The following is a 14,706-nucleotide window of genomic DNA, read 5'->3' on the forward strand; positions in this document are numbered from 1 at the left end:
GGTTCCGCTCCAGGTCCTGCTGCAGGTTTCGCTGTGGCGACTCGTGCGCAGGCCAGGTGCTCCATCACTCGTGAGTTGCCAGGCGCTTGCCATCCGCACCGAACAGATGCGCGCGTGCAGGCGGAATGGCCAGGCGCAGGCATTGCTCCTCGGCGACGGCATGCTCGCCGTCCAGTCTCACCACCAGCGGCTCCGCCTGGCCGTCCAGTCGGCAGTACGCCAGGGTGTCCGCGCCCAGTGGCTCGACCAGCTCGATGCGGGCCACAAGCTCCGCGGCACCCGGTGGCAGCGGGCTGTCCGGCTGCAGAACCTCGAGATGTTCCGGGCGGATGCCCAGCGTCAGTGCGGCGTCCATGGGAGTCGCCTCGTGTTCCCTGGCCGCCGGTCGCAATGCCAGGCGCGCGCCGCAGGGCAGCGAGAGGCCTGCCTCCGTACGGGTGGCGCTCAGGAAGTTCATGGCAGGCGAGCCGATGAAGCCGGCGACGAACTGGCTGGCGGGTCGGTCATAGAGCGCCATCGGCGTGCCGAACTGTTCGACGTGGCCGCCATTCATCACCACCAGGCGGTCTGCCAGGGTCATGGCCTCGGTCTGGTCATGGGTGACATAGACGGAGGTGACCTTGAGGCGCTTCTGCAGGCGGCGGATCTCGAGGCGCATCTGCACGCGCAGCTTGGCATCGAGATTCGAGAGCGGCTCATCGAACAGGAATACCTGCGGCTTGCGCACGATGGCGCGCCCCATGGCGACACGCTGACGCTGACCGCCGGAGAGCTGCTTGGGACGACGATCGAGCAGTTCGGTCAGGCCCAGCAGTTCGGCGGCCTCGCTGACGCGGCGCTGGATCTCGTCCTTGGGCGTGCGACGGTTCCTGAGGCCGTAGGCCATGTTGTCGAACACGCTCATGTGCGGGTAGAGCGCATAGTTCTGGAACACCATCGCGATATCGCGCTCGGCGGGCTCCAGGTCATTGACGCGCTTGCCGTTGATCTCCAGGTCGCCTTCGGAGATATCCTCGAGCCCCGCCAGGGTGCGCAGCAGGGTGGACTTGCCGCACCCGGAAGGGCCGACGATGACGATCAGCTCGCCCTCACCGAACTCCAGGTCGATGCCGTGCAGGGCCTGGTAGCCATTGGGGTACTGCTTCTTGAGCTGCTTGAGTGTCAGTGTTGCCATGAGATGAATATCCAAAGCGGTGCCGTGACAGGCGTGAGAGCGGCCCATCACGGCGGAACGGAATCAGGTGGCCGGGCGCAAGGCGTCAGGTAAAAGGGGCGCGAATCACGAGGTGCCGGGGCGAGAGAAGGTCACTTCTCGCTGTCCACCAGCCCCTTGATGAAGTAGCGCTGCATGAACAGGATCACCAGCACCGGCGGCCCCATGGCCAGCAGCGTGGTGGCGGTGACGTCCTGCCACGGCACCAGGCCGTCGCCGGTGGTCAGCATGCGCTTGAGGCTGACGACGATGGTCAGGTAGTCGGCATCCGTGGTGATCAGCAGCGGCCACAGGTACTGATTCCAGCCGTAGATGAACATGATCACGAACAGTGCCGCGATGTTGGTCTTCGACAGCGGCAGCAGGATGTCCTTGAGGAAGCGCCACGGCCCGGCGCCATCGATGCGTGCCGCCTCGACCAGTTCCGCCGGGATGGTCAGATAGAACTGGCGCAGCAGGAAGGTCGCGGTAGCGCTGGCGATCAGCGGCAGGATCAGGCCCGCGTAGCTGTCCAGCATGTTGAGGTCGGCCACCACCTTGAAGGTCGGCAGGATGCGCACCTCCACCGGCAACATCAGGGTGATGAAGATCAGCCAGAAGCACAGCTTGCGGAAGCGGAACTCGAAGAACACGATCGCATAGGCCGCCAGTACCGAGATGATGATCTTGCCGATGGCGATGCCCAGTGCCATCAGCATCGAATTGAACAGCAAGGTCATCACGTCGGCGCCGAGACTGCTGACGGGGTCTTCCAGCAGGTGGCGGTAGTTGTCGAATCCTGCCTCGCCTATCCAGACGGGGGCGACGTTGGAGTAGAGGTCGCCCATCTCGTGGGTGCTGGCGCTGAAGGCGATCCACACCGGCAGGAAGAACAGCGCGCAGCCGACGATCAAGAGCGCATGGCTTGCGATATCAAGCCCGGGACGGTTGTAGCGCATCAGTACTGCACCTTCTTCTCGACATACTTGAACTGGATCAGCGTCAGCACGCCGACGATGACCATCAACAACACCGACTGGGCGGCACTCGACCCCAGATCCTGACCGACGAAACCGTCTTCATACACTTTGTAGACCAGGGTGCGCGTCGAGCCGCCCGGACCACCCGAGGTGGTGGCATCGATGGTGCCGAAGGTCTCGAAGAAGGCGTAGACCACGTTCATCACCAGCAGAAAGAAACTGGTCGGGGAGAGCAGCGGGAAGGTAATGGTCCAGAAACGTCGCCAGGGGCCGGCGCGATCCATGGCGGCCGCTTCCAGCAGGCTCTTGGGGATGGCCTGGAGACCTGCGAGGAAGAACACGAAGTTGTAGCTCATCTGTTTCCAGATCGAGGCCAGTACCACCAGCAGCATGGCCTGGTTGCCGTTGAGGTTGTGATTCCAGTCGATGCCGATGGCGGACAGCAGTTCCGGCAGGATGCCGAGCGTCGGGTCGAACAGGAACAGCCACAGGACGCCGGCCACGGCAGGTGCGACGGCATAGGGCCAGATGAGGAAGGTCTTGTAGGTGCTGGCGCCACGCAGCACGCGGTCTGCCAGCACGGCCAGCCCAAGGGCGAGTGCCATGGCGCCGAAGGCGACGGCAAACGAGAAGTAGACCGTCGTCCACAGGGTCTCCAGATATTCGGCTTCGCCGAGGACCGCGAGGAAGTTGGTAAGTCCGGCAAATTCACGTGAAAGCCCGAAGGCATCCTCGATATAGAAAGCCTGTTCGATGGCCTGGAGGGCCGGCCAGAAGAAGAACACGCCGACGATGATCAGCTGGGGAGCCAGCAGGATCCACGGCGTGAAGGGATGTCGATTGAAATGGGCCATGCAGCAGAGGTCTCGCAAGGAAGAGGGACTGATCACGTCAGTCGTGTGCGCATGGTCGGCGCGGATTCGGCCGACCATGCGCCATCAAGCCGGGAGAGAAGGGAAAGGGCACCGGTATCGGGTGCGCTTTCCGCTCTCTGGCATCCAGGCATGGTGGGCCGCCCAGGCGGCCCACCATGGTGTGGCGGTGTTCAGCCGTTGGCGCGCTCGAACTTCTCCAGCAGCTTGTTGCCGCGCTCGACAGCCTGATCGAGACCGTCCTGCACGCTTTCCTTGCCAGCGAAGATCTTCTCGAGCTCTTCGTTGATCACGTCACGTATCTGCACCATGTTGCCCAGACGCAGGCCCTTGGAGTTCTCGGTCGGGGTCACGGAGGTCATCTGGGTGATGGCGACGTCAGTGCCCGGATTCTCGGCGTAGAAGCCCTGCTCACGTGTCAGCTCTGCCGCGGCGGTGGTGATCGGCAGGTAGCCGGTGAACTGGTGCCAGTCGGCCTGGACTTCGGGCCTGGAGAGGTACTGGAAGAACTTGGCGACGCCCTGGTATTCCTCATCGCTGTGGCCGGACAGCACCCACAGTGACGCGCCGCCGATGATGGAGTTCTGCGGCGTCTCGATCGCGTCGCTGTCGTAGGGCAGCGGTGCCACGCCGAACTCGAAGCCCTTGGCGCTTTCCTTGACGCCGGCATAGCTGGCGGAGGAGCCCATCATCATCGCGCACTCACCGGAGTAGAACTTCGGCGCCGCGTCATCGAAGCGACCGCCGAACACGAAGCGCTTGTCGGCCTGCCAGTCATCGAGGCGCTGGATGTGGTCGACCACGGCGGTCTTGTTGAATTCAAGGCGGGTATCGGTGCCGGCGAAGCCATTGGCCTGGCTGGCGAAGGGCACGTCATTGCGTGCCGAGAAGTTCTCCAGCATCACCCAGGACGGCCAGGTGGTCGTCAGGCCACAGCTGCCCGCGCCGGAATCGACGACCTTCTTGAGGGCATCACCCAGCTCCTGCCAGGTGGCCGGCACGGATTCGACACCGGCCTTGGCCAGCATGTCCTTGTTGTAATAGGTGACCGGGGTGGAGGAGTTGAACGGCATCGACAGCATCTTGCCTTCGGTGTCGGTGTAGTAGCCGGTGACGGAAGACAGGTAGGCCTTCGGATCGAAACTCGCGCCTTCTGACGGTGCATAGTCCGCCATCAGCTGATGGACCGGCATGATGGCACCCTTGGCGCTCATCATGGTGGCGGTGCCGACCTCGAAGATCTGCACGATGTCCGGGCCCTTGCCGGCCCGGAAGGCGGCAATGGCGGACGTCATGGTCTCGGAGTAGTTGCCCTTGAAGACCGGCTTGACGACGAATTCATCCTGACTTGCATTGAAGTCGGCCGCGATCTCGTCGACCTTCTTGCCAAGTCCGCCCCCCATGGCGTGCCACCACTCGACTTCGGTGGCGGCCAGGGCACTGGCGGAAGCGGTCGCGAAACCGACTGCCAGCGCGAGGCTGGCAAGATGACGGGTGCCACGGGTGTTGAGCATTGCGTGATGGGTAGGGCGGCGCATGGTCGAGCTCCTGAGAGGGTCCCTGGTCAGCCTTGTGGGAGTCGCGCAGGCTGACTGCTGTCGATCGATGGCGAACGATCAAGCGAACACCTTTTTGTTCTTATGATGATCGTCCGAAAAGCGTAGACGACTCTAGAAGGCTTTCCTTACAACTTTATGACGGTTGGATGTTCATGTGCGGGTAACCACCGTCGGCCCTGCACGGGGCGCGGTGGATCAGGCGATCATCCGGCGAGTGTGCTAGTCTTGCGCGCTGAAAATGCCTGTGGCGGAGAATGCGATGAAAGTGGTGGAAGTGAGTGCCGGTGCCCGGCGCGATGCGTGTCTGGCGATGCTGTGTGCCGAAGTGCATGGCCGCGAGGGGGGACTGGATGCGCTGGTGAGCTATGCCGGTGTCCGAGGTGTCTGGTTCGAGAACGAGACCGCTCGCCTGTTCGCGCTGGTGGACGATGCCGAGCGCATCCACTCCGCCGCCCTGTTGGTGCTCGACGAGAATGCGCGCGGGCTGAATCTTGCCCTGTGGGCGACGCCGCCGGTCCATCGTGGCCATGACCACGGCATCGCGCTGGTGTCACAGCTGGCGGATCACGGTCGTCTGCAGGTGCGTCTCACCGACGGCTCGCTGGTCAGCGTGCTGCGTCGCGCCGGGATCAACGACTGGCTGGAGGCCGAGGCCGAAGGCGATCGCCCGCGTGAGCTGGTCGGCATGAATCCGGCGGCGCGTGTCGGCACTCTCGCGGCGCTGGACGAGCCGCTGCGTCTGGATCGCGAGCGCATCAAGCGCACCTTCAAGGCGCGCCCGAAGGACTTCGGGACCTACAAGAACGCCTTCGTGCGTGATCTCGAGCACTTCGCGCGTCATATCTGAGATCGAGATGACGCGAAGCATGGCGCCTCCTGCCAATAAAAAGGCCCCGCTCACTGAGCGGGGCCTTTTTGGTTCTGCGATCAGCGATCAGGTCTTGCATCGCTCACGCGGGCGTCGGCCGGTGATCAGGCGGCGTCCTGCTGTGGGTTGGAGGCTGTGCCGTCACTCGCCATCGGCTTGCGCACGAAGGCATCGAAATCGAAGTGGTCGACGGTCAGCATGTCGAGTACCTCGGCTTCGAAGACGCGCATGAAGTCGCCATCCTCAGCGGACAGGATACCGGCCTCGACCGCCGCTTCGATGCGCGCTTCCGGTGACAGTGCGTCGGCCGGGATCTCGCCCTTGTGATAGGCCTTGGCCAGCGTCTTGTAGATCGGCTCCGCACGCGGGTAATCCTTGAGCAGCGCGTTGTAGCGGGCGAGGGCATTGTCCTTCTGGCCTTCGTCCTGAGCGTCCCAGGTGTTGTCGGTCAGCTTGGTACGCAGTGCACTGTCGGTGGAGACGGCACGTGCGATCTCGCGGGTCAGGCTGTCCCTGGGCATGGCGAACTGACGACCACGCGGCAGCGTGACGACGCGCAATGTCGTGGCCAGGGCACGGTTGGGCAGGTTGGCGAGCAGTTCGTCGAGTGCCTTCTCGGTGCGATGCAGCAACCATTGCATGCTGTAGTGGAACAGCGCTTCCTCGTGCTCACAGGCGTCCGATTCGTGCCACTGCTTGAGCGTCAGGGACGCCAGGTAGAGGTTGGAGAGCACGTCACCCAGACGAGCCGACAGCATCTCGCGTGCCTTGAGGCTGGAGCCGAGGCTGGCCATGGCCGCATCGGCGGACAGCGAGAAGGCGGCGCTGAAGCGGTTGATGTGGTTGGCATAGGGCGTGGCGACGGCGTCGAAGCCGGTGGTCTTGCCGCCGATGCCGAAGCTCTGGCTGAAAGCGCGGGCCGCGTTGCCGAAGATGAGGCCTGCATGGCGGAAGAAGGCCTTGTCGAAGGCGTTCAGGTCATCGGCATCCTTGGCGGCCAGTTCTTCCAGCACGTACGGATGGCAGCGGATGGCCCCCTGACCGAAGATCATCAGGTTGCGGGTCATGATGTTGGCGCCTTCCACCGTGATCGAGACCGGGGTGCCGGCATATGCCACGCCGATGTAGTTGCGCGGGCCGAGCGTCACGCCGCGTCCGCCGTGGATATCCATGCCATCGGTCAGCAGCGTGCGGGCCATCTCGGTCAGCTGACTCTTGAGGATGGCGGAGGGCACGGCCGGCTTGTGGCCGTTGTCGATCATGTTGGCGGTATGCAGTACGGCGGCCTGGCTGATGTAGTTCATCGCGGCCATGCGAGCCAGCGGCTCCTGCACGCCTTCCATCTCGGCCACCGGCAGATTGAACTGGCGGCGGATGCGCGCGAAACCGGCGCTCCAGCCCAGTGCGTAGCGAGAGATGCCCGCGGAGCCGGACGGCAGGGTGATGCAGCGACCCACCGACAGACACTCGACCAGCATCTTCCAGCCCTGGCCGGCCATCTGCTCGCCACCGATCAGATAGCTGAGCGGGATGAAGACGTCCTTGCCGAAGATCGGACCATTCATGAACGGCGCGCCGATCGGGTGATGGCGACGGCCGATGTCCATGCCGTCGGTCTCACGCGGAATCAGGGCGCAGGTGATGCCGATGTCTTCCACGTCCCCCAGCAGGTGCTCGGGGTCGAACATGCGGAAGGCCAGGCCGACCACGGTGGCGACCGGCGCCAGGGTGATCCAGCGCTTTTCGAAGTTGAGGCGGATACCGACGACTTCCTCGCCGTCATGCATGCCGCGACACACGATACCGGTGTCCGGAATGGAGGTCGCGTCACTGCCGGCACGCGGGCCGGTCAGGCCGAAGCAGGGGATCTCGCGGCCATCCGCCAGGCGCGGCAGGTAATAATCCTTCTGTTCCTCGCTGCCGTACTTGAGCAGCAGCTCACCCGGGCCGAGGGAGTTGGGCACGCCGACGGTGACCATCAGCGTCTCGTTGACCGCCAGCTTCTGCAGTACCAGTGACTGCGCCTTGGCCGAGAAGCCGAGGCCGCCGTACTGCTTGGGAATGATCATGCCGAAGAACTTCTCGCGCTTGAGAAATTCCCACAGTTCCTCGGGAAGATCCGCACGCTCGCGGGCGATTTCCCAGCTGTTGGTCATGCCACAGGCGATGGAGCACTGCGTATCGATGAAGGCCTGCTCCTCGCTGGAGATGCCCTCATTGCGCTGTGCGGTCAGGGTGTCCCATTGCGGCTTGCCGGAGAACAATTCGGCGTCCCAGAACACGGTACCGGCTTCCAGGGCTACCTTCTCGGTCGCCGAGACCTTGGGCGACACCTTCTTGAACATCGCGAACAGCCGCGGGCTGAGCCACTTGGTGCGCAGCGCCGGCAGGCCGCAGACGGCGACCAGTGCCGCGCTGATCAACAGCAGAACACCAAGCACCGGGGCGTCGATGCCCAGGCCGATGAGGCCGGTGACCGCCAGCACGCCGATGGCGGCCAGTGCACCGGATTCACGTGCCATGACGGTCAGTAGACCGGCAAGGGCGACGAGGATGAGGATGAGCTGCGTCATGGCAGGATCTCCAGGTTGCGTTGCGGGAGCTCTAGCGAATGGCCTTCCTCTTCAGCATAGCAGCCATGCGTTTAGAACAGTTGTTTGAATTATTGTCAGCCTATCCCAACTCGACTCACTCCGCCAGTCCACCCAAGGTCGAAGGTATGAAAGGTGAAGCGATGGAAGGGGCGTCGCGGGGAAAGCAATGGTGGCTGTGCAAGGCGTATGGGCAGCGAAAGGGGCCTTGGATACAGGGAGAGGCACTGGCCCCGGTCGGGACGTCATCGGAGCTGCTGATGCCATGAGACGGGATGAGGCGGTGCGGGCGGGATGAAGCGATGCGGGCGGGATGATGCGATGCGGGCGGGGAGAAACGGGGAGGTGGGCTGCCACGACGGAAGTGATGGTCTGGAATCGAGACATGCCAGACATAAAAAAGGCCCCGCAGTGCGGGGCCTCGAACGATCGATGGTGCTTCCATGCCTGCCGTCAGCATAACGGAGGCTTACGTTGATCGCGCGGGATCAGCCGTTGATCGGCGCGGAATCGATCTGGCGCTTGGCGGGCTGCTTGGCCGGTGTGCCCGGCTCGACCACGAAGTAGTCGGCGTTGGACGGTGGCAGCGGAGCACGGCCCCGAATCTTGTCGGCCATCTTCTCCGCCAGCATGATCGTCGGTGCGTTCAGGTTGCCGGTGGGGATGACCGGGAACAGCGAGGCGTCCACGACGCGCAGGTTGTCGAGACCATGCACGCGACCGGCACCATCGACCACGGAGGTCTCGTCACTGCCCATGCGACAGCTGCCGCACGGGTGGTAGGCCGTCTCGGCATGATTGCGTACGTACTCGTCGAGCTGCTCGTCCGTCTGGACGTCAGCGCCCGGCGCCAGTTCGCGGCCACGGTAATCGTCCAGTGCCGGCTGAGCGATGATCTCGCGAGTCAGGCGAATGGCGGCGCGGAACTCTTCCCAGTCACGCTCCTCGGCCATGTAGTTGAAGAAGATCGAGGGCGCGGCCTTGGGGTCCAGTGAGGTCAGTCGGACACGGCCCTTGCTCTGGGAGCGCATGGAACCGACGTGTGCCTGGAAGCCGTGACCCTGCACCGCACTCTTGCCGTTGTAGCTGATCGCGATCGGCAGGAAGTGATACTGCAGGTTCGGCCAGGCCTCGTTGGCATCGCTGCGAATGAAGCCGGCAGCCTCGAACTGGTTGCTGGCACCCACACCAGTCCCCTTGAGCATCCACTCCAGGCCGATGGGCGGCTGGTTGTACCACTTGAGGGACGGGTAGAGCGAGATCGGCTTGGTGCACTCGTACTGGATGTAGAGCTCGAGGTGATCCTGCAGGTTCTCCCCCACACCCGGCAGGTGGTGCACCATCTTCACGCCCAGCGGCTCGAGGTGCTCACGGTTGCCGACGCCGGAGCGTTGAAGGATCTGCGGCGAGGCGATGGCGCCGGCACACAGCAGCACTTCCTTGCGCGCGCGTACGCGGTGGTCCTGCCCCTTGCGCTCATATTTCACGCCGACCGCTGTCTTGCCCTCGAACAGGATGACATCGGTGGTGGCACGCGTCTCGATGGTCACGTTGGCGCGCTTCTTGGCGGTATCCAGATAGCCGCGGGCAGTGGAGGCGCGACGGCCTTCCTTGGTCACGAAGCGGTCCATCGGGCCGAAGCCTTCCTGCTGATAGCCGTTGACGTCTTCGGTGGCCGGATAGCCTGCCTCGATGCCTGCCGCGATGAAGGCGTGATAGAGCTCGTTGTTGCCTTCCTTGGGAGTCGTGACCGAGACCGGCCCATCGCCGCCGTGGTAGTCGTTCGGGCCGATATCGCGCGTCTCGCACTTGCGGAAGTAGGGCAGGCACTCACGATAGTTCCAGTCAGCCAGGATGGGATCCTTGGCCCAGTTGTCGTAATCCAGCGCATTGCCACGGATGTAGCACATGCCATTGATCAACGAGGAGCCTCCCAGCCCCTTGCCGCGGCCACATTCCATGCGGCGATTGTTCATGTGCGGCTCGGGGTCGGTCTTGAAGTCCCAGTTGTAGCGCTGGCCCTGCAGGGGATACGCCAGTGCGGCAGGCATCTGGGTACGGAAATCGAAGCGGTGGTCACGGCCGCCCGCTTCCAGCAGCAGGACACTGACGTCAGCGTCTTCACTGAGGCGAGTGGCCAGCACGTTGCCGGCGCTGCCGGCACCGATGATGACGTAGTCGTATTCACGCTCGAATTGGCTCATGAAATCTCCTTTCGTATCAGATGCCACATGCGGGCGCAGGACGCCCCGTCGACGACGAGGGGTGGCCACTGCCGGGCGGATGGATACGGTGATGTGTCTGTGAGGAGCCGTCGGGGCAGCGCATGGCAAGTGGTATGCCATCACTGTCAGCGACTCGTCGGGATTCGTGCACTGCCAGCGCCGAAGTCATGAGTGGCGTGGCGTGCTGGCCGGCACGACGAGGGGTCGTCATGCCGGCGGGTGGGGCATCTGGCGCTATCTTCCGTGCATCAACTCACTGCAGCGGATCAGTGGATCAAGTGTCCTGATCCCGCATCCTGCGCCAGACGATGCTGCTGTCGTCGATTCAGGCCTCATGGCCTCTGGTGGCTCAGAAGGCGGACTCGAACGGCCCCATCTCGATCAGCACGGACTTGGTCTGAGTGTAGTGGGACAGCGTCTCGACACCATTCTCGCGACCGATGCCTGACTGCTTGTAGCCGCCGACCGGCATCTCGGACGGGGACTCGCCCCAGGTGTTGACCCAGCAGATACCGGCTTCGAGCTGGTGGATCACGCGGTGCGCGCGGTTCAGGTTCTCGGTGAACAGGCCAGCCGCCAGGCCATAGGTGGTGTCGTTGGCGCGGCGGATGACTTCCTCTTCGCTGTCGAAGGACAGGATGGACATCACCGGACCGAAGATCTCTTCCTGCACGATGCGCATGTCATCGCTGCAGTCGGTGTAGACGGTCGGCGCGACCCAGGCGCCCTTGGCGAAGTCGCCTTCGCTCATGCGCTCGCCGCCGACCAGCAGACGTGCGCCGTCCTGCTTGGCGATCTCCAGGTAGGAGACGACCTTTTCCAGATGCTCGAAGCTGACCAGCGGGCCGAAGGTGGTGGCGTGATCCTGCGGGTCACCGGCCTTGATGCGTGCGACGCGCTCGACGATCTTGGCCTCGAAGGCGTCCTTGACGCTGGCTTCGACGAAGACGCGGGTGCCGTTGGTGCACACCTGACCGGAGCTGTAGAAGTTGGCCATCATGGCGCCGTCGGCAGCACGGTCGAGGTCGGAATCCGCGAACACCAGCAGCGGGGACTTGCCGCCCAGCTCCATGGTGACTTCCTTGAGGCTGGAAGAGGCGGACGCGGACATGACCTTCTTGCCGGTGCCGGCTTCGCCGGTGAAGGAGATCTTGGCGATATCCGGGTGCTCTGTGAGCATCACGCCGACGCGGGCATCGCCCTGCACGACGTTGAACACGCCGTCCGGCAGGCCGGCTTCGGTGAAGATCTCGGCAAGCTTCAGTGCGCTCAGCGGCGTGACTTCGCTGGGCTTGAAGACCATGGCGTTGCCGGCGGCGAGTGCCGGGGCAGACTTCCAGCAGGCGATCTGGATCGGGTAGTTCCAGGCACCGATGGCACCGATGACACCCAGCGGTTCCTTGCGGGTGTAGACGAAGGCTTCCTGGCGCAGCGGCACCTGGGTGCCTTCGATGGCCGGCGCGAGGCCTGCATAGTATTCCAGTGCATCGGCACCGGTGACGATGTCGACCACTTCCGTCTCGGACAGCGGCTTGCCGGTGTCCAATGTCTCGAGCAGTGCCAGCTCGTCATTGCGCTCGCGCAGCAGGTCGACGGCGCGACGCAGGATGCGCGAACGCTCCATGCCGCTCATCGCGGCCCACACCTTCTGGCCCTGCAGGGCGCTTTCGACGGCGGCATCCACGTCCGCGCCGCTGGCCTGCTGTACCTGGGCGATGACGTCGCCGGTGGCCGGGTTGACGGTCTCGAAGGTTTCGCCAGAGGTCGCGTCGACGCGACGACCATTGATGTACAGGGTCTGGGTCGGGAAGCTTGCGTTGCTGTTGGCCATGCTTGCGCTCCTGTCAGGGATCAGAAAAGGGGGAGAGTCGTAGAGTACCGGTGGGTTCAAGCGTCCGAGCGGGGGAGGCTGTTGCGCTCAGGCATGCTCGGCAGGCACCGGGTGCGTCATGTCAGACGCTTGTGCATCTGCTGCTGGCGTGGAGACGTCAGCGGCGTGTTGCGCCAGCTGGTATTCCACATATTCATAGGCCAGACGCCGGGCTCGCTCGACGTCCAGTCCCTCGGGGTCCAGCGCGCCACGCAACCACAGGCCGTCGATCAAGGCGGCGAGTCCTGCCGCCGCATCGCGTGCCTCCACCAGCGGCATCACGCGACGGAAGATGGCCGACAGATTGGAGACCAGACGACGGTCATTGACCTTCTGCAGGCGCTCCAGCGGTGTGCGGTGCATGCTGGAGGCCCAGAAGGCCAACCAGGTCTTGGAGACGCTCTGACTGACCTGGCTGCGATCGAAGTTGCCATCGATCACGGCGTGCAGGTGACTGCGGACGTCGTTCGAGGCGATCTCGGCGCGTCGCTCACTGACGGCTCTGCGCAGGTCGGTGAGGATCTGGCGCATCGTGGCCTCCATCAGGCCATCCTTGCCGCCGAAGTAGTGACTGATGATGCCGGCGGAGACGCCCGCATGCCGTGCGATCCGTGCAACGGTGGCGTCGGCCAGTCCTGCCTCATCGATGGCTTGCATGGTGGCCAGAATCAATTGGCGGCGACGAATGGGCTCCATTCCCACTTTCGGCATCAGCTTGCTCTCCCGTCAGGTGGCGTATCGGTGAAACTCGCGTAATCTTGGTACTGGTAGACGCCAAGGATACGCGGTTGTCACCGCATTGCTGAATCCGGCGTTCAATCGGGATTCGGCTCGATCTTGTCGTGACTCGAGTTTTATTGAACGTTCAATTAATAAAAAGTGTAGAGACAGAAAGGTGATGCGTCAAGTTGCATAATTCGTGGTTATTGAAAGCCAGGCTTGGTAGAACTATAGAGAACGCCAGAGGGCACAAGGCGTCCTTGCAAGGGCTGTGAAGGTGCTCACGAGGTGCCTCGTACGTCTGGCCCGGCAGCTCGTCAGAGACTGGCAGCTTCTCAACGACAGCATGGGAGCTTGTCGTGATGAGAGTTTGCCATGAGTGGCGCCTCCCGCGGGCTGCCACTTGTCGCCGGGCCGGGTGGGGATCAATGACACGTGTGATTGACGGACATGTACTGCTCATATAACAAAGAGAAGGGACAAGCATGAAATCATCATCAGGTTTTGCCGCATTGCCGCTGGGACTGGCCATGGGGATGCTGCTGGCACCCCAGGCGCACGCCGAGGTATCAGAGGAGTGCAGTACGGTGCGCTTCGCTGAGGTGGGGTGGACGGACATCACTGCCACCACGGCGCTGACGCGCAGTGTCCTGGAAGGCTTGGGGTACGAGACGACCTCCGACACGATCTCCGTGCCGATCGCCTATGCCGGCATGAAGAACGATGACTTCGATGTCTTCCTGGGGAACTGGATGCCGTCGATGGCTTCCATCAGTGACCCCTATATCGACAAGGGGCAGGTAGAGCGACCGCGTGCGAATCTGCAAGGGGCCAAGTACACCCTGGCGGTGCCCCAGTACGTGCTGGATGCCGGCGTGACCTCGGTGGCGGATCTTGCCGACAACCTCGAGAAGTTCGATGGGCGCATCTACGGCATCGAGGCAGGCAATGATGGCAACATGATCATCGCCGACATGATCGATGACGATGCCTTCGGTCTGGGCGCCTTCGAGATGATCGATTCTTCCGAAGCCGGCATGCTGGCGGAAGTGAAGTCGAAGATCGCGGCCAAGGAGTGGGTCGTCTTCCTCGGCTGGGAGCCGCACCCCATGAACACTCGCTTCGAGATGGGATATCTGGAAGGCGCGGATGACTACTTCGGGCCGAACCTGGGCGGAGCGACGGTCTACACCAATACCCGCGCGGGATATAGTGAGGCGTGTTCCAATGTCGGTGCGCTGCTGGCCAATCTCGAGTTCAGCCTGGAGATGGAAAATCAGATCATGGGCGAGATCATGGATGAGGGTGCCGATCCGGATGAGGCAGCAGCAGACTGGCTCAAGCAGAACCCCAGCGTGCTGGAGGCATGGCTTGAAGGTGTCGAGACCACCCAGGGAGAACCTGGCCTGCCTGCCGTCAAGGCCTCGCTGGGCATCTGAGCATCCCGCTGACTCACTTTGACGGGCAATTGCAAAAAAGTGCTTGCAATTCAGCAGCCTGACCTGCAATATACGCCTCGTCGTGTGGCTACATAGCTCAGCTGGTTAGAGCACATCACTCATAATGATGGGGTCCCCTGTTCAAATCAGGGTGTAGCCACCAGTGATTCCAAGGCCTGCATCCGTGCGGGCCTTGTCACATCTGGATGTCGCCATGTGCGCTTTCGGAGGTGGATTCGGCAGAAGGAATCGAGCGAGTTCTGCGGTAGGTTGAATGCCCGAAGGTGGTTGACGCCATTGAGTATTTCCGTATAATTCGTCGCGTGTTCAAGGTTGTTCCTCGATAGCTCAGTTGGTAGAGCAAATGACTGTTAATCATTGGGTCACAGG

General features: G+C 63.0%; 11 protein-coding genes and 1 tRNA gene. 3 read left to right on the top strand and 9 right to left on the bottom strand.

Annotation, left to right across the window (positions count from 1 at the left end):
- Nucleotides 1-64: 64 nt before the first annotated feature.
- From OW493_RS16670 to ugpB, 4 genes are all read right to left on the bottom strand, one after another.
- Nucleotides 65-1,174 (bottom strand): sn-glycerol-3-phosphate import ATP-binding protein UgpC, encoded by a 1,110-nt coding sequence (locus OW493_RS16670; RefSeq protein ID WP_289864945.1) that lies wholly within the window; start codon nt 1,172-1,174, stop codon nt 65-67.
- 131 nt (nt 1,175-1,305) lie between these two features.
- Nucleotides 1,306-2,151 (bottom strand): sn-glycerol-3-phosphate ABC transporter permease UgpE, encoded by an 846-nt coding sequence (gene ugpE, locus OW493_RS16675; RefSeq protein WP_084209256.1) that lies wholly within the window; start codon nt 2,149-2,151, stop codon nt 1,306-1,308.
- Nucleotides 2,151-3,026: a sn-glycerol-3-phosphate ABC transporter permease UgpA gene (ugpA, locus tag OW493_RS16680; protein ID WP_289864946.1), complete on the bottom strand. Its 876-nt coding sequence runs from the start codon at nt 3,024-3,026 to the stop codon at nt 2,151-2,153. Before ugpA ends, ugpE begins: the two co-directional genes overlap by 1 nt.
- A gap of 191 nt (nt 3,027-3,217) precedes the next feature.
- Complete coding sequence (gene ugpB / locus OW493_RS16685) at nt 3,218-4,558, bottom strand: sn-glycerol-3-phosphate ABC transporter substrate-binding protein UgpB (RefSeq protein ID WP_077371442.1); 1,341 nt, start codon at nt 4,556-4,558, stop codon at nt 3,218-3,220.
- Nucleotides 4,559-4,862: 304 nt separating this feature from the next.
- Here ugpB and OW493_RS16690 point away from each other — a divergent pair, with 304 nt between their 5' ends.
- On the top strand, nt 4,863-5,450 hold the full coding sequence (locus OW493_RS16690; RefSeq protein WP_289864947.1) for a hypothetical protein: 588 nt from the start codon (nt 4,863-4,865) through the stop codon (nt 5,448-5,450).
- Between the two features lie 125 nt (nt 5,451-5,575).
- Here the strand turns inward: OW493_RS16690 and OW493_RS16695 are convergent, their stop codons facing one another.
- The 4 genes from OW493_RS16695 to betI form a co-directional block, all read right to left on the bottom strand.
- Entirely contained in the window at nt 5,576-8,044 is a 2,469-nt protein-coding gene (locus tag OW493_RS16695) for an acyl-CoA dehydrogenase (RefSeq protein WP_289864948.1), read from the bottom strand.
- A gap of 506 nt (nt 8,045-8,550) precedes the next feature.
- Nucleotides 8,551-10,266, bottom strand: a complete 1,716-nt coding sequence (gene betA, locus OW493_RS16700) for a choline dehydrogenase (protein WP_289864949.1) — start codon at nt 10,264-10,266, stop codon at nt 8,551-8,553.
- A 370-nt stretch (nt 10,267-10,636) separates the two neighbouring features.
- Nucleotides 10,637-12,118: a betaine-aldehyde dehydrogenase gene (gene betB, locus OW493_RS16705; protein WP_077371457.1), complete on the bottom strand. Its 1,482-nt coding sequence runs from the start codon at nt 12,116-12,118 to the stop codon at nt 10,637-10,639.
- Nucleotides 12,119-12,205: 87 nt separating this feature from the next.
- Entirely contained in the window at nt 12,206-12,868 is a 663-nt protein-coding gene (gene betI / locus OW493_RS16710; RefSeq protein ID WP_077371460.1) for a transcriptional regulator BetI, read from the bottom strand.
- Between the two features lie 539 nt (nt 12,869-13,407).
- Here betI and OW493_RS16715 point away from each other — a divergent pair.
- Both OW493_RS16715 and OW493_RS16720 read left to right on the top strand, forming a co-directional pair.
- The gene (locus OW493_RS16715) at nt 13,408-14,316 is read left to right on the top strand and encodes a choline ABC transporter substrate-binding protein (protein ID WP_205632788.1); all 909 of its coding nucleotides are present in this window, start codon (nt 13,408-13,410) and stop codon (nt 14,314-14,316) included.
- A gap of 86 nt (nt 14,317-14,402) precedes the next feature.
- Nucleotides 14,403-14,479, top strand: a tRNA-Met gene (locus tag OW493_RS16720).
- 33 nt (nt 14,480-14,512) lie between these two features.
- On the opposite strand, the gene OW493_RS16725 is transcribed toward OW493_RS16720, so the two are convergent.
- The coding region (locus OW493_RS16725; RefSeq protein ID WP_289864950.1) for a hypothetical protein at nt 14,513-14,706 on the bottom strand (194 nt) is incomplete at its 5' end.

Source organism: Cobetia sp. 14N.309.X.WAT.E.A4 (assembly GCF_030397495.1).
GTDB classification, from domain to species: domain Bacteria; phylum Pseudomonadota; class Gammaproteobacteria; order Pseudomonadales; family Halomonadaceae; genus Cobetia; species Cobetia marina.

Coding starts and splice junctions, on each gene's coding strand:
- OW493_RS16670 (WP_289864945.1), bottom strand. CDS start 1,174: ATGGCAACACTGACACTCAAGCAGCTCAAGAAGCAGTACCCCAATGGC.
- ugpE (WP_084209256.1), bottom strand. CDS start 2,151: ATGCGCTACAACCGTCCCGGGCTTGATATCGCAAGCCATGCGCTCTTG.
- ugpA (WP_289864946.1), bottom strand. CDS start 3,026: ATGGCCCATTTCAATCGACATCCCTTCACGCCGTGGATCCTGCTGGCT.
- ugpB (WP_077371442.1), bottom strand. CDS start 4,558: ATGCTCAACACCCGTGGCACCCGTCATCTTGCCAGCCTCGCGCTGGCA.
- OW493_RS16690 (WP_289864947.1), top strand. CDS start 4,863: ATGAAAGTGGTGGAAGTGAGTGCCGGTGCCCGGCGCGATGCGTGTCTG.
- OW493_RS16695 (WP_289864948.1), bottom strand. CDS start 8,044: ATGACGCAGCTCATCCTCATCCTCGTCGCCCTTGCCGGTCTACTGACC.
- betA (WP_289864949.1), bottom strand. CDS start 10,266: ATGAGCCAATTCGAGCGTGAATACGACTACGTCATCATCGGTGCCGGC.
- betB (WP_077371457.1), bottom strand. CDS start 12,118: ATGGCCAACAGCAACGCAAGCTTCCCGACCCAGACCCTGTACATCAAT.
- betI (WP_077371460.1), bottom strand. CDS start 12,868: ATGCCGAAAGTGGGAATGGAGCCCATTCGTCGCCGCCAATTGATTCTG.
- OW493_RS16715 (WP_205632788.1), top strand. CDS start 13,408: ATGGGGATGCTGCTGGCACCCCAGGCGCACGCCGAGGTATCAGAGGAG.